This is a genomic window from Candidatus Avelusimicrobium sp. (genome assembly GCF_056976295.1).
Map to the genome: position 1 here is coordinate 63,747 of NZ_DBMCTG010000004.1, position 15,452 is coordinate 79,198.

Sequence of the window (15,452 nt, forward strand, 5' to 3'; positions counted from 1 at the left end):
CTAGCGCTTTTTAGAGATTTGGGCTTCTTTGGCGGCTTTTAATTTGGCTAAAAAGGCCGCCTTGATGTTAATCATATTGTTGAGCGGTGCTGTTTTTAAGTGGCATATTCCAATCGCCACCGCATCAGCGGTGTCATCGGGCGAGGGGGCTTTATCCAAATTAAGTGTCAGTTGTACCATACGCTGGACTTGTTTCTTGTCTGCGGTGCCGGTACCGCAAATCATTAGTTTTACGCGTTTGGGCGGATAAAAGGTAATCGGTTTTTTGGCTTGTTCACACGCGAGGATAATCACGCCGCGCGTCATAACCGTATTGGCCATAGTGGTAGCGCGCTTTAAAAAGAAGTTTTGTTCCATTGCTACCTGGTCGGGAGTATAGGTTTGCAAAATACTTGTCAGTTCGTCAAAAATGTAGGAAAGACGTTTGGGCAGTTCTTGGTCGGCCCCGGTGTGGATAAGCCCGCAGGCGCGTAAAGACAAAACGGAACGGGCGTTCCGTGTGAGGATTGCCCATCCCGTTCTGTCTAAACCAGGGTCTATACCTAAAACTGTGGTTGTATGCTCTTGCAAGAGGCCTCTTATTTGGCTTCCAACTTAGCCATAACGGCTTCGTCAATGTTGGAGTTATCATAGACGTTTTTGGTGTCGTCGTGATCGTCCAACGCTTCAAGCATATTCATCAAGGTCTCAGCCGTATGTTCGTCAGTAATGGAAACTTCCGTATCGGGAATCATTGTCAAATCGGCCGATTCGGGCGTAATACCCTTGGCTTCAATGGCCTTTTTGACGGCTTCCAATTCGTTCATATCCGGGTTGGTGATAACTTCATACACATCACCCGCCGTGCGGACGTCTTCCGCGCCGGCTTCCAAGGCCAAATTCATCAAATCATCTTCGGAAATATCTTCCTTTTTAACGACAATCATCCCTTTGTTTTTGAACATATAGGATACGCACCCCGCGGTGCCGGTATTGCCGCCGTGGCTGGTAAAGATTTTGCGGATTTCCGAGAAAGTGCGGTTTTTATTGTCCGTGGTGCATTCCACAATGACGGCCACGGAACCGGGACCGTAGCCTTCATAAGTGATTTCTTCATATGAAACACCGGGCAACTGGCCTGTACCTTTCATAATAGCGCGTTTGACGTTATCAAACGGCATATTGGCGGCGCGGGCGTCGTCCACGGCTTTACGCAAGCGGGGGTTTTGGTCCGGGTTACCGCCGCTCATTTTTGCGGCGATGGTGATTTCTCTTAAAATTTTAGTAAATACTTTGCCTTTTTTGGCATCAACGAGGGCCTTTTTATGTTTAATGCCGGCCCAATGCGAATGTCCACCCATAGGTGCGCTCCTTACTGCAAATTTAGATACTTCTATTTTAGCAAATTTTTATATATAGGGATATAACAGACAGAAAATAAAAAATATGCCGTTAGGCGCAAAGGGGAAAATTGGGGCGGCTAATATGCCGAAAAACAGATTAAGCGGAAAAGTGCCCCGCACGAGATTTGAACTCGTATCACCGGTTCCGAAGACCGGTACTCTATCCAGTTGAGCTAACGGGGCTTATTCTTTATATTTTAGCAAATTACAAAACTAATTAAATTTTTTGCCCTGCAAAAATGACCGCTTGCGCCAATTTATGCTAAATTATACATATGAAATCTATTAAAAACGAAGGGACTGCGCATTGTCCCCACAAGTGTGAACCTTTTGATGTAGAATACTGGTCGCTCATTCGGGCCGACCAGGACCCCGATTTGAAAACCGCCGCTATGGGCGGAGAATTAAATTTGGTACGCTGCCCGGAGTGCGGCGAGTTTTTTCACCACGACGGCGATTTGATTTATTTTGACGCTCCAAGTGAAATTTTGGTGTTTGTGTTTTCCGAAAAAGACCGCCAGCGCGAGCCGGAATTGGCCAAGCGTATGCGGGACGATTACGAAACTATTAAACACGTTTTATTGAAGCAACTCAATATGGATTATCCGCCCGTATCCGTTTTCGGGTTGGAAGAACTGAAACTGCTTTTGCAGGCGGACGAAAAAGCGTCCTACGAATCCGAAGCCGTGGCGGCTGCGTCCGCCGCGCAAGGGTTTGCGGTAACGCGTTTGAAACCGTCTTATGCGCGGGAACATCATTTTCCGTTTTATGTTCCCACGCCGACTAAGAATCACTCGGCCAACGAATATGCTGTGGCCGCCGCCAAGGTGTTAAAGAGCGGTCTTAACAGCACTCTGCTTCGCAACTTCGCCGACCGGATGAGCGAGGACGGCGCACAGCCGCCAAGAGTGCTATGAACATAAACCTCTCCTCTGATATACCTAAAAAATACCGGGAACAATTATATTCCGTAGGTGCCTATGCCAAAAAACTGGGCCTGTCGGCCTGGGTGGCGGGCGGTGCGGTGCGTGATTTTTACTTAAAGCGTCCTACATTGGATATTGACTTGGCTTTTAGCGGCAACCAGGAATCTGTTGCCGGGTTTTGCGTGAAACAATGGGGGGGAGGAAAAAGGAAGTTTTCGCAGTTTGGTACGTTCCGCGTGAATATGGCGGACGGGCTAAAATTTGATATGGTCCGCATGCGCAAGGAAAAATATCCGTATCCCGGTTCCTTGCCGCAGGTGGAATTTTCACCCAAAATTAAGGACGACCTTTTCCGGCGCGATTTTACCGTAAATTCCTGGTGTTTTTCTATTTTGCCCGATACTTTTGGTCAAACATATGATGCGTTTGGTTCGCAAAAGGATATTGATGGCGGCATTATACGCATTTTGCACGATAAAAGTTTTTTAGATGACCCTACGCGTATGTTGCGGGCGACACGCTTTGCGGGCCGTTTTGGGTGGACGTTGGCGCCTAAAACGGAACGCTTATTGCGTGAGGCCGTAAAAGGGGAATATCCTCTGCTCTTGACGCGGGAGCGGTTCAGCCGCGAATTTTTAAAAGTGCTCAAAGAAGAAAAAATTAAAAAAATTTTTATGTTAATGGAAAAATACGATATGCTCAAATTTGCCTGGCCGGGCCTTCAATGGCACGATGCTTTGCTGAACTCGCAAGATGTGCAAGAGCGGGTGGGCATATTGGTTTGTATGCTGGGCGCAAGCGGAGAAGATTTTTTGCGTTCGTTGCATTTGCCGAAGGAATTTACGCAAGAAATTTTGGGCGCGTGGAAGGTAACGCGCGAAAAAATGAGTCCGTTGGGGTCGCTTTCTCCTTTGCAAAAGGAAATTTTAAAGGCGGTTGTCCCCGGGCTTCCTCCAATGGCCTTGGAGCCGTGTTTTGTGCGCGGGCGGGAACTAAAAGATTTGGGCTTGGCCGGGCGGCGCATATCGGGCGCGCTAGACCGCGTACGCCAGGCACAATGGGCGGGTGAGGTTAAAACGCGCGAGGAAGCGCAGGCCTTTCTCAAAGCACATTAAAAATTGGTTTTATTTGGTGGATATAAAAGCCCCCGGTTTAGTCCGGGGCTTTTTTTATGGAGTGTTTTTGTATTGTTGTTGCCGTTGTCGTTTGCCGTCATCCCCGACTACGGCCTTCGGAAATGACGATATTATGAAAAAAGAGGTCATCCTGAACTTGTTTCAGGATCTACTGCTTGGGTAGTTTGTTTTTTGTATTGTTGTCGCCGTCATCCTGGAAAGTCGTAGTCCAGGATCTGTTGTTATAAAAAAGGAAAACAACGGATACTGTAACACTCCGCATCGGCAAACCTTCCAATATGACCTTTATTTTTATAGACGACCAACGACCCAAACGGTAGGTCCTGAAACAAGTTCAGGACGACGGGCTTTTTTTATTGTTTTTCTTTGTCATCCCGTAGCGTCTTTATACGGGTTCTCGTTGTTATTGCTGTCATCCCCGAGGAATTTAGTCGGGGATCTGTTGTTTAGTAGTTATTCATAAAGGGGTTGTTTTATTTTTCTTTTTTGTTATAATTCTATTAATGAGGACTCTGTATATTGGATGAGTTTGGAATATAAAAGGCTTTTTTACTAAAATATAAAGGTGTCCAAAAAGGAGGAAAGATGAAGAAATTTATATTTTTTTCTGCCGCTTTGCTGTTATTTACAGCCGCCAACGCAGAACAAATGCAGTTTGTAACCACAATGTCCGCCCCGGTGGGTAACTTTGCTCACTTGGACGCGGCAGATCCTACACACTTTACGCGTGTGGGCAAAGACGGGGATAGTAGCAGTGGGTATCTTAACTTTTGTAATACGCGTTCTAGCGTGGGGAATATTATCATCAAAGGTGCGGGTGCGTATTTAAACCAAGTAAATATCCAAAACGGAACAACCTTGGGTAGCACCAATACGCCCGAATACCGTTTGGGTGAAAATATGAGCATTGAAAACGGCGGAACGGTAACGGCAGGGCGGTTAATGGCGAATGATGTTACTTTTAAAGATACGAATTTCCATAAGAGTAACGTAACAAACACGATTTACACCAATGATGCAGCCGTAATGGGTGGAAAAACGGACAATATGGAAATTGCCTCCACCGCCAAAATTACCAAGGGTGCGCAAAATTCTGCAAACTTGGGGCAGACGATGGAGTGGAGCAACCAGTATTCCAAGGACTACGATTCTACCGGTAATGCTAAATTGAATACAAAAATCTATACTTCCTTTTTGCTCAAAAGTAAAAGTTCTGGCGATAGTTGTACTCCTACAAAAAATGGGAAAGAAAGATATAGCGAGAGATGTGCGGGGGAAGATAATATTTATGCGGACTACCGTTGGGACTATACAAAATGCCGGTATATTCAAATTTCAAAATGCCCTGATTCTTCTGGGAAATATACTTGCTTTACGAGTAGCACTTGGAAAACAAAGACTGTTACGACATTTGGTGCTTATGTGGATACCTATTCTTTTCAATGGCACTATACAAACTATTGGACGAGTATGGTTTGCGGTAGCGAAACCGCGCACCATAGCGGTTATGTTACACCTCAAAAAGGCCAAGAATTTGATTGTACGCCTGGGCAATATTACTTATATAATGAAACATATATCTGTTCGAATTCCCCCGGTGCTTCTGCTGATTCTGTTTCTAAAATAGGTTGGTCTTGTTTGAAATGCGCTAAGACAGATGATTTATCTAAGTGCATTGTGCCTGAGAATTTTTTAGGGCAAAATTGTAGTGCTGGTTCTGGTTCTGGACCGTTGGACTTTAAAGAAAATACAGACTTAGATGTATCTGCCAAACCATAAGGTGTTTTTAGTGTAAATGAGCCCCGAGAGAGTGAAATGACTCCTGGGGCTTTCCTTGTGGAGTGTTCTTGTATTAGTTGTTGTTGTCGTTTGCCGTCATCCCCGAGAGTTTTGGCGGCCCGCTGGGGGCGGGGATCTGTCGTGGCAATAAATAATGCAATACTTATTAATAACAACAGATTCCCGACTACGACTTTCGGGAATGACGAGAATTTTTATAAATATCTTCTTCGCATTTGTTCTAAATAGCATTTTCCCGCATAGACAACGCCGGGTATCGGTGCAACCTCCTCTCTGCACCGCAGGCAGACAAATTTAAAACCCCCGGTTTAGTCCGGGGGTTTTGCGTTCCTACGGCTCTGCCGTGTGCTGCTTTTGTGCACAGGTCCAGCCCTCGGTTGCTTTGTTTTAGTTGAAGCCTTAATGATTAATTAAGGTTAATTTATTATAACTAATTTAAACTAAAACAGCAAATAATATTTTTTACCCGCTTTTTATAGGGCATTTTTGACCTTGGCGGTGTGCAGGAACGAATATAAATTAGTAAAATACAATATATGGAAGTAATTATCTTTATACCCATTTTATTTTTGTCTATTATCCTGCACGAATTTGCACACGGCTGGGTGGCATACCGTATGGGCGACGATACCGCCTATTATGCCGGCCGCCTGACCTTAAACCCGCTTAAACACATTGACCCGGTAGGCACGCTGGTAGTACCGGCGGTGTGCTACTTTTTGCATTTTCCGTTGTTTGGTTGGGCCAAGCCCGTGCCTGTAAACCCCATGCGCTTTCCGCGCCCGCGCCAAGATATGGGCAAAGTGGCGGCGGCAGGTCCGGCGTGCAACTTGCTGTTGGCACTTATCTGCGTGCTTGTTATGAAGATTTTTCTCTTAACGCAGAACCATTTTACCGTGCAGACATTGGAGCAGGTTTTTGTATTTCTGCAATATGGTATGTTTATTAACGTATTTTTAGCCGTGTTTAATTTAATTCCTATCCCGCCCTTGGACGGCGGGCGCGTGGTGGCGGCTTTATTGCCAATGCGGACCGCCTTTAAATACGAACTGTTTTTCAGCCGCTTTGGAATGTGGGTGGTTTTCGCCCTTATTTTAACGGGTGCGGTGCAGTTTCTTTTATTGCCGCCTACCCGGATAATTGTCGGCTTATTAAGTAAAATTTTAACTTTGTAATATATTGCGGAGCGTTTAAATGATTAATCCTGCGCCGATTAATGTGCATATCAACGTGTTTGAGGGTCCTATGGACCTGTTGTTGCACTTAATTAAAAAAGACAACTTGGATATTTGCGATATTAACATTGCCGAAATCACCAAGCAGTATTTGGATTATTTAAACGTAATGAAGGAACTGAACTTGGAGGTGGCGGGCGAATTTTTGGTAATGGCCAGTACATTAATGCAAATTAAAGCCAAAACGCTTTTGCCTTCGCAAGCCCCGACGACCGAGGACGAAGGCCCCAACCCTGTAAAGGAACTTATCGCCAAGTTGGTAGAGTACCAAAAATACAAAGAAGCCAGCAAATTTTTGGAACAAAAGTTTGAGGAAAATAAAGACAATTTTTACCGCTCTGCCCCTATTTTTGACGACGGGGAAAAAATCATTAACCTGCAACTGTTTGATTTATTATCCGCCGTCAAGCGTGCCTTTGAACGGTTAGACGAGCGCAAACGCATTGAACTTTTAAATGTGGAAGAATTTCCTATTGAAATGAAGATGCAAAAGGTGGTGGATATGTTTAAAAAGCACGAGTGGGTGCTTTTAGACGATATCTTTGTGGGGGAAACCAAAAAACGCGGCGTGATTACCTGTTTTATGGCCTTATTGGAACTGATGAAGATTAAAAAAATTATTGCCCGGCAAGATGCACAGCAGGGGCAAATCCGTATTTATTTAAATCCGGAAAATAAAGATAAAGATTTTAAAACCCTTATGCACGGCGAGGCTAATTAGCCGCCCGGAGGATTTATGCCAACCGAAGAAAATATAACCCCTGTTCAAGCCACATCGCAAGCAACGCCTATGCAAGCCGATAAAACCGTCCAGCCTGCGGACGAACGGCCCTTTGAACTGGTGCCGACGAGTGAATTTAAGCAGATTGTGGAAACTTTATTGTTTATTACCGACCGCCCGATAAAACCCTCCCGCATTGCCGACGTAATTGACGGCGTGGATGCACGGCGCGTGCGCGAAATGATTTTGGAAATTCAAGAGGATTACGTCCAACGCCAAAGCGCTATCCGCGTAGTGGAAATCGGCGGCGGATTTCAAATGTCCACCAAGCCGGAGTTTGGCCGCTGGGTGCGCCGTTTGTATAACGAAAAAATGACGACCAAACTTTCCAATGCGGCCTTGGAAACATTGGCGATTATCGCCTACAAGCAGCCGCTTACCCGCGCGGAAATGGAAGCCATACGCGGGGTAGATGTGGCCGGGCCGTTGGAACGCTTGTTGGAGCGCGGGCTGGTGCGGGTGGTGGGCAAAAAAGATACTATCGGCCGCCCGATGGTTTATGGCACAACAGATGAATTTTTACGAATTTTCGGGCTTAACAAGATTTCCGAATTGCCCGATTTGCAGGAATTTGCTTCTAAAACCTTGCGCGAAAAGCAAGAAGAATTGCCGTTTGGCGAGCCTTTGCCTCCCTTGAAAGAGCCGGCCATTATTCCGTTGGAAGAATTGGAAGGCGAGGAAAAATTACAGGCTTTGGATGCGTCCTCTGCGGACCCGTTCTTTACGCGCAACAGTTACAACCGCGGGGATATTTTTACCAATGATGCCGCCCCGGAACTCTTAAAGCAAGCCGCCTTGTCTGCCGAGGAAAAAGCCCCGGTGGAGGCTGTAAGCGTGGTGTCAAATGAACCCGCGCAGGATACGGACCCTGCTTTAAAAATGAACGAGCAGGTAACTGCGCCTGATAACGCATTGGCCTCTTTGCAGGCGCACCGTGAGGACGAAGATGCGGCACAGCCCGCGCAAGAAAAACAGGAGGATAAATAACTATGAACATTGTTTTGGCCGCCAGCGAGGCGTTTCCGTTTTGTAAAACCGGAGGACTTGCCGATGTGGTGGGGGCACTCTGTCAGCAGTTTTCTATGCGCAAAGGCAATAAAGTGCTTTTGTTCCTGCCGCACTACCGCAACATTGTGCGGGTGTCCTCTTTAAAAGTGGTTCCCGGAGTGTATTTAATCCCGATTGGGGATAGAATTGAACAGGTTTCGCTTTCGTATATTAATTGGGGTAATGTGCTTGTGTTTTTTGTGGGCAACCGTAAATATTTTGACCGCCCCGAACTCTACCGTACCAAAATGGGCGAATATCCCGATAACGACGAGCGCTTTATTTTGTTTAGCCGCGCGGTGCTGGAAGGGTGCAAATTTATCGGTTTCCGTCCGGATATTATCCATTGCCACGATTGGCAGACGGGCTTAATTCCCGCCTATTTAAAAACGGTCTATAAGTTGGATGCCTTCTATACCCGCACCCGCAGTTTATACACTATTCATAATATTGCCTACCAGGGGCATTATTCGTATTCCTCGTTCCGCAAGGCGGGCTTTCACCCGGTGGATTACACACCTGATAAATTTGAATATTACGGCGGCATCAGTTTCTTGAAAAGCGGCATCGTGTTTGCCGATAACGTAAATACCGTCAGCCCCAACTACGCGCGCGAAGTTCAAACGGACCCCGCTATGGGCTTTGGCTTGGAGGGGCTTTTGCGCTACCGCAGTAAAAATTTCTGCGGCATTGTAAACGGAATTGATACCGACGTGTGGGACCCGGAATTGGACCCCGTTTTGCCGATTGGCTACGACGTAAGCGAAGTGGTAAAAGGTAAATTAGCCGCTAAATTGGCTTTGCAACAACAATGCAAACTACCCCAAGAGGCAGAAAAGCCGCTTATCGGTATTGTGTCGCGCCTGGACTATCAAAAGGGCTTGGATGTGGTCGTCAATTTGATTGAACGCTTAAAAGGCCGCGCGCAGTTTGTAGTGCTTGGTATGGGCGACCCGATGTTAGAGAAGGCTTATCAGGGTTTGGCGCGTAATAATCCTACATCCGTTAGTTACAACGGCCGCTTGGATGAAGATTTGGCTCACCGCATTTATGCGGGCGCGGATATATTTTTAATGCCGTCTCGCTTTGAGCCGTGCGGCCTTTCGCAGTTGATTTCAATGCAGTACGGTACCTTGCCTGTTGTGTCAAAAGTAGGCGGGTTGGTGGATACAGTGAAAGGGTATGAGCCTGGCAAAGAGGATACGGCTACGGGCTTTTTTATTAACAACTTTACCGAAAATGGTATCTATGCTACATTGGAAGGGGCTTTGGCCCTTTACCAGCATAACCGCCCGGTGTGGACGAAACTCGTCCGCAACGCGATGCGCCAGGATTTATCGTGGGATAAATCGGCGCAAGCCTATTTGGATTTGTACCGCAAAACATTGATTTAGGAGATAAAATGAAAAATATTCGCCGTATTTTATTTGTACTTTTGGCTTTCGTTTTACTTGCGGGCCCTGCATGGGCCGGGGACGTAAAGAACCTTATTTGGGTGATTGGGGACGGTATGGGGCCGGAGGCCATCGGTTTTTTTACCCAAGGCGTCCGCTATGCTAACTTGCCGGACTACCCCGAAAAAACCTCCAATTTGGAGCGTATGTTAAACGGCGGTACCTGGGGTATGTTCTTTAATAACACCTATGATACTTTGGTAACCGATTCCGCCGCCGCGGCTACGCAAATGGCAACGGGAAAATTCTCCCGCCCGGGTGTCATTGGCGAGGATTACAACGGTGCTACCGCCAAAACTTTGTTGGAAATGGCGCGCGAAAAAGGAATGTCCGTCGGCGTGGTTACGGATGCATATGTTACCGATGCTACTCCCGCTGCCTTTACGGCGCATACGCAAAACCGCCGCCAGAAAATGGATATTGCCCGCCAAATGATTGCGTTCGGCCCGGAAGTGATTATGGGCGGCGGACTTAAATATTTTTCCACAGGGGAAAATAAAAAACTTTTAAAGCAGGCCAAAAAGAAAGGCTACCATATTGCCACGGACAAAAAGGAACTGGCCAAAATCAAATCAGGCAAGGTCCTTGGGTTGTTTGCCGAGCAAGCGTTGCCGATGACGGTAGAAATGTATATGCAGCCGCAAATCCCCACGCTTACGGAGCAAACCCAAAAGGCGGTGGAAATTTTAAGCCAAAACCCTAACGGTTTTATTTTAATGGTAGAAGCCGGAAAAATTGACTGGGCTGCCCACGGAAACGATGCGGGCGCGTGGTTTAAGGAAATGCAAAATTTAGATACCTTGCTAGGCTATGTGCTGGCTTATGCGGATAAAACACCCGATACTTTGGTGTACTTAAATGCAGATCACGATACGGGCGTGGGAGCCTTTACTTACCGGCATATTGGCAGAAAAAAAGCAATGAAAAAAACGGAACAAGGAGAAGTGATTTACGACGGAGATGTGGACTATGCTTCCTTTAAAACGTATCATCAGTTTCTGCTCCAAAAACGCAGTTTATATAATTTGAAAGAAGAGTTGAAAAAACTGCCAGCCGCTACATTAACCCCGGCTTTTTTGCAGGGACAATTAACTGCCGCTTTGGGTTATCCGGTGGATATTTCCGGCTTTAAAAACCCGGCGGATTTGGACGGCCTTTTTAAACAGTTGGACGAGGATCGCGGCATTGTATGGGCCACCCCGTCCCACTCGTCTTTGCCGTTGTTAAGCGTAGCCTATGGCGAGGAGGCCGATGAGTTTTCCGGCCTGTACCACAATACGGAAATTTTGCCGCGTATGAAGGCGGCCTTGGGGTGGTAAAATATGGAAGAATTTTTGGAAGAGCCGAAAACGGTTAAAGTTCCCAAGCACCTTTTTCACTTGCACCGCAGACTGTTTTTGCTGGTGTTTGCGGTGGCTGTTTTGTTGCAAACGGCGGTGTTTATAAATATGCGGTTGGATACTTATTACCAAGCATTAAACCGCTCGTTTAAAATGATTTTAACCGTCAACGGCACGCCGGATAATGCAAAACTGGCGGAGACGGGAGACTCCTTAAACCAAAAAGAGGATATCACGGATGTACAATTGTTCTCCCCGCAGGATGCCTTGGCGGAGGTCCGCCGCCAAAACCCGCAACTGGCTGATGCGATGCTTTTAATGGGCAAAAACAAAATGCCCGCTTATTACGAATTGCGTTTAAGTTACAAGGCCATTAACAATATCCGTCCGTTTGCGGATAATTTATCGGCGGAATATCCGTTTTTAACACCGCATTATAATTCACAGCACGCGCAGTTGCTCTTTTATGTGGGGTTGTGCGCCAAATTGTTAAATTTGGCTGTGGTTTTTGCGCTCTTATTATTTTTGGCTTTTATGTTTTTGGTGGAGGCCTATCCGTCGGCCGGGCCGCGTGCGCACTTTTTGGGCGGAGCCGTTTCCGGCGTCTTGGCCGGGCTGGCTTCCTGTCTGTTTTTTGCGGTGCTCGTATATCCTACGGGCTTTTTGTACGAAGCCGCCAGCCAGTTTACCTCGGTTGGACGGCAGTTGTTGCTACTTGCCTTTTGCGGGCTTTTCGGGTGGACGTTATCTAAATGGCAAAGATTTTAAGCGTTTTATTGGCTCTTTTGGTGTTTGCTTCGCCGCTTTATTGCGACGAGGCTGCACGGCGTAAGCAGGAGTTGGAAAAATTGAAAAATGCGGCGGCTGCGAAAGAACGGGAATTGCAAAAGTACCGCAAGCAGGCCCAACAGATTTCACAGGAAATTTCTGCTTTGGAGAACCAAAAAGCGCGCGCCGAACAGCGTAAAAATAAAGTGGAGTCCGATATTACCTATGTGGAGCAAAATTTGCTGTCTATTGAGGACAAGCGCGCCGCGTTAGAGCGTAGTATGCCTATGTGGCAAGGGGTGGTGCAGGCGGAGTTAGTCCAATATTATTTTATGCCTGTTTGTGCGGCTTGCCCGGGCGGGTACAGTTTGGAGCAGGATATTTTTGTGGATCGTATGGTTACGCACAAGGCCGCCTTTGCCGCCGAACTGAAAAAAGAAAATAAAGAAGCCAAGGAACGGTTGCACTCGTTTGAGGAGCGCAATAAAAAATTAATGGCGCAAAGTTCCCAAATCAAGCAGGAACAGGCCGTCATTTCGCAATCGTTTAATAAAAAGAAAAAGGATTTAGATGTTACCCGGCGCAAGGCTGATGCCGTGCGCAAAGAAATAAACGAACTGAATAAATCCGCGGCGGAACTCAATAATTTACTTGCCTCGTTTGAGCGTAAGCGTAAAGCGGCAGACGCCAAAAAGGCCGCCGCTTCCAAAACACCGGTTAAAAAATCGTCAACCAGGCCGCGCATAGATGCTTCGCGCCACTCTTTGCCCTGGCCGGTGGCAGGTACGGTTATCAGCAAATTCGGTAAAGAATACCGTGCCGATTTGAATACTTGGATTTTCCGCGACGGTATCAAAATTTCCGCCAAGGCGGGTGAACCTGTCCGCACAGCGGCCGAAGGGAGCGTGATTTATGCCGGGCCGTTCCGCTCGTACGGCAATGTGGTTATTGTGGACCACAACAAAGGGTTCTTTACTATTTACGGATTTTTGAAGGAAATCAGCGCCTCTGTGGGGGATAAACTCCCGGTGCAGGGCGTAATCGGCACGGCGGGGCAGGACACGCAGTCCTCCTCCGGCACGGGCAAGAGTGCGGTGTATTTTGAAATTCGCCAGGGCACTACCGCGGTAAATCCGCAGGAGTGGCTGAAATAACTATTTAGAGGAAAATATGAAATCAAAAAAATTAAATCGTTACGCTGTTTTGGGGGGCGTGTTGTTTTTTATGGGAACGCTGTTTCCGTACGCATATGCTGCGGCGGATAACAGTTTAAAGCAACTGCGTACCTTGGTGGATGTGTTGGAATATGTTAAAGAAAATTATGTAGAAGTGACCGATACGGACAAACTGGTCTCCGGTGCGATTAAGGGCGTGGTGGGAGAATTGGACGATTTTTCGCAATATCTGGACCCGAAAGATTATAAGGAACTCAAAAATGATACCCGCGGCGATTTCGGCGGTTTGGGTATCCGCTTGCAAAAAGTGGACGGCTTTATTACGATAATGACGCCTATGCCGGGCACGCCCGCCTTTAAGGCCGGGGTAATGCCGGGAGACCGCATTGTGGCGGTGGATGATAAAGATGTAAAAAATATGCCCTTGGACGAAGCCGTGGAATTGATGCGCGGGCCTGTGGGCAGTAAAGTAAAAATCACCATTAGCCGTAAAAACGATAAGGGCGAATATACAAATTTGCCGGACTTTAAATTTAAGCGTGAAAAAATCGTGCCCGAAGTGGTGTATTCCCGTATGCTGCCGGGAAAGGTGGGATATGTGTATTTGGTAGATTTTTCGGGCCACAGCACCGAGGCTATTAAAAAAGCATTAAAAGAATTGCAAAAACAGGGGATGACCTCTTTGGTATTGGACTTGCGTTTTAATCCCGGAGGTTTATTAACTGGTGCGGTGGATATTGCCAAACTCTTTTTGGCACAGGATGAAATGATTGTCTATACCCAAGGGCGCAAACCTGATTATTACCAGGAATTTAAAACTTCTGCCCGCCCGGATTATCCGGATATCCCGTTGGCGGTGTTGGTAAACCAAGGCTCTGCCAGCGCGAGCGAAATTGTTTCGGGCGCATTGCAAGATAACGGACGAGCATTTATCGTGGGGCAGCGCACCTTCGGTAAGGCTAGTGTCCAGCAGGTGATGCCTCTTTCCGGCGGGGCGGGTTTGCGTTTAACGATTGCGCATTATTACACTCCTTCGGGCCGCTTAATCCAGCGCGATTACCGGGATAAAACAAAGGCTGACGAGGGCGGCATTGTGCCGGATGTGGAAGTTGTCTTTCCTGCGGATAAAGAAGCCAAGGTATTTATGCAGTATAATAATATTGTGCATACGCCCGGCCAAAAAACGCCCGATATGAAATTTACCGAAGCCGACCCGGTACTGGATAAGGCGGTGGAAATTTTGACGGGAAAAGTAAGCCTGGAAGAGGCCAAAGAAACTTCTAAAAAGGCAGCCGAAGAACGTAAAGCCAAAAAAGCGGATAAAAAAGCGTCCCCCAAAACGGACGATAAAAAAGCCGGGAAAAAGGAAGCCTCCAAATGAAGAAAGATTTTACAATTTTAGGTATTGAATCCACTTGTGATGAAACCTCCGCCGCCCTTTTAAAAGGGGGGAAAGAGATTTTATCCAATGTTATTTATTCCCAGATTGATGAGCATAAAAAATACCACGGGGTCGTGCCGGAACTGGCCAGCCGCGCCCACGCCGCCAAAATTGCCACCGTTATCGGTGAAGCCTTGCAAAACCACCCGATTGATTATGTAGCCTTTGCCAGCGGCCCCGGTCTGCCCGGCGGCTTAATGGTGGGGCGCGTGGCGGCGGAAACGCTTGCAAAATTTAAAAAAGTGCCTATAATAGGAGTAAACCACCTGGAAGGGCATATTTTTGCTTGCGATTTTGAAGGAAGCGAAGCCAAAAATAAATTGCAATTTCCGTTAATTGCCTTGGTGGTTTCCGGCGGGCATACGGAATTATGGTACGTTAAAAATTACGGCGATTATAAAGTGCTCGGTAAAACGCGCGACGATGCCGCAGGCGAAGCCTTTGATAAAGTAGCCAAGTTGTTAGGGCTTGCTTATCCGGGCGGGCCGCAGGTATCCAAACAGGCACTTTCGGGCAAGCGGGATGCTATTCATTTCCCGCGGCCGCTGTTGCCGGGAACGTGGGAATTTTCGTTCAGCGGTATCAAAACGGCCGTCAGTTATTATCTGCGCGACCATAAAGATTTTTCTATACCCGATGTGTGTGCCAGTTTTGAAGAGGCAATGGTGGAAACTTTGGTAACCAAAACACTTTTAGCCGCCAAAAAATATAAGGTAAAACATATTGCTGTCGGCGGCGGGGTGGCGGCGAACTCGCTCCTGCGCGAAAAGATGCAAGAGCAGGCGCAAAAGGCCGGTATAGAGGTTCACTTTGTGGAGCGCAAATTATCTTCGGACAATGCCGCCATGATTGCCTTGGCCGCTTATAAAAAATTGGAACACGCCGAGAATACCGGCAGACCGGTTAAAAAGAATATAGACATTAATCCCAATATGAAGGTTCGCAGTTGGGATTAGTGTAAGGAGTC

At 47.0% G+C, this 15,452-nt stretch carries 14 protein-coding genes and 1 tRNA gene; 12 read left to right on the forward strand and 3 right to left on the reverse strand.

The genetic code is table 11. The features are described 5' to 3' along the window. The 3 genes from ruvC to ACZOTW_RS02790 all read right to left on the reverse strand — a co-directional run bounded on the left by ruvC (window position 1) and on the right by ACZOTW_RS02790 (window position 1,565). On the reverse strand, window positions 1–570 hold the full coding sequence (gene ruvC, locus ACZOTW_RS02780) for a crossover junction endodeoxyribonuclease RuvC (protein WP_177748294.1): 570 nt from the start codon (window positions 568–570) through the stop codon (window positions 1–3). Window positions 571–578: 8 nt separating this feature from the next. After that, window positions 579–1,340 carry a YebC/PmpR family DNA-binding transcriptional regulator gene (locus ACZOTW_RS02785; protein ID WP_428042049.1) on the reverse strand — a complete coding sequence of 254 codons (762 nt, stop codon included), beginning with the start codon at window positions 1,338–1,340 and terminating at the stop codon, window positions 579–581. A 152-nt stretch (window positions 1,341–1,492) separates the two neighbouring features. Beyond that, a tRNA-Arg gene (locus ACZOTW_RS02790) sits at window positions 1,493–1,565 on the reverse strand. Window positions 1,566–1,657: 92 nt separating this feature from the next. Between ACZOTW_RS02790 and ACZOTW_RS02795 the strand changes: the two genes are divergently transcribed. The 12 genes from ACZOTW_RS02795 to tsaD all read left to right on the forward strand — a co-directional run bounded on the left by ACZOTW_RS02795 (window position 1,658) and on the right by tsaD (window position 15,441). Then, complete coding sequence (locus ACZOTW_RS02795; protein ID WP_483997429.1) at window positions 1,658–2,299, forward strand: CpXC domain-containing protein; 642 nt, start codon at window positions 1,658–1,660, stop codon at window positions 2,297–2,299. Beyond that, window positions 2,296–3,423 carry a tRNA nucleotidyltransferase/poly(A) polymerase family protein gene (locus ACZOTW_RS02800; RefSeq protein ID WP_428042047.1) on the forward strand — a complete coding sequence of 376 codons (1,128 nt, stop codon included), beginning with the start codon at window positions 2,296–2,298 and terminating at the stop codon, window positions 3,421–3,423. The genes ACZOTW_RS02795 and ACZOTW_RS02800 overlap by 4 nt, the downstream gene beginning before the upstream one ends. A gap of 606 nt (window positions 3,424–4,029) precedes the next feature. Beyond that, window positions 4,030–5,223: a hypothetical protein gene (locus ACZOTW_RS02805; protein WP_483997430.1), complete on the forward strand. Its 1,194-nt coding sequence runs from the start codon at window positions 4,030–4,032 to the stop codon at window positions 5,221–5,223. A 557-nt stretch (window positions 5,224–5,780) separates the two neighbouring features. Next, window positions 5,781–6,419: a site-2 protease family protein gene (locus ACZOTW_RS02810; RefSeq protein WP_428040309.1), complete on the forward strand. Its 639-nt coding sequence runs from the start codon at window positions 5,781–5,783 to the stop codon at window positions 6,417–6,419. Between the two features lie 19 nt (window positions 6,420–6,438). After that, window positions 6,439–7,200, forward strand: a complete 762-nt coding sequence (locus ACZOTW_RS02815) for a segregation and condensation protein A (RefSeq protein WP_428040308.1) — start codon at window positions 6,439–6,441, stop codon at window positions 7,198–7,200. 15 nt (window positions 7,201–7,215) lie between these two features. Further along, window positions 7,216–8,247 (forward strand): SMC-Scp complex subunit ScpB, encoded by a 1,032-nt coding sequence (gene scpB, locus ACZOTW_RS02820; RefSeq protein ID WP_428042455.1) that lies wholly within the window; start codon window positions 7,216–7,218, stop codon window positions 8,245–8,247. Between the two features lie 2 nt (window positions 8,248–8,249). Then, a complete protein-coding gene (locus ACZOTW_RS02825) occupies window positions 8,250–9,701 on the forward strand; it encodes a glycogen synthase (protein ID WP_177748271.1) in 1,452 nt (483 codons plus the stop codon). Window positions 9,702–9,709: 8 nt separating this feature from the next. After that, entirely contained in the window at window positions 9,710–11,080 is a 1,371-nt protein-coding gene (locus ACZOTW_RS02830) for an alkaline phosphatase (protein ID WP_483997431.1), read from the forward strand. Window positions 11,081–11,083: 3 nt separating this feature from the next. After that, window positions 11,084–11,869 carry a hypothetical protein gene (locus ACZOTW_RS02835; RefSeq protein ID WP_483997432.1) on the forward strand — a complete coding sequence of 262 codons (786 nt, stop codon included), beginning with the start codon at window positions 11,084–11,086 and terminating at the stop codon, window positions 11,867–11,869. Then, window positions 11,854–13,023, forward strand: a complete 1,170-nt coding sequence (locus ACZOTW_RS02840) for a murein hydrolase activator EnvC family protein (RefSeq protein ID WP_483997433.1) — start codon at window positions 11,854–11,856, stop codon at window positions 13,021–13,023. Before ACZOTW_RS02835 ends, ACZOTW_RS02840 begins: the two co-directional genes overlap by 16 nt. A 16-nt stretch (window positions 13,024–13,039) precedes the next feature. After that, entirely contained in the window at window positions 13,040–14,425 is a 1,386-nt protein-coding gene (locus ACZOTW_RS02845; RefSeq protein ID WP_483997434.1) for a S41 family peptidase, read from the forward strand. Beyond that, entirely contained in the window at window positions 14,422–15,441 is a 1,020-nt protein-coding gene (gene tsaD, locus ACZOTW_RS02850) for a tRNA (adenosine(37)-N6)-threonylcarbamoyltransferase complex transferase subunit TsaD (RefSeq protein ID WP_428040302.1), read from the forward strand. Before ACZOTW_RS02845 ends, tsaD begins: the two co-directional genes overlap by 4 nt. Window positions 15,442–15,452: the final 11 nt, after the last annotated feature.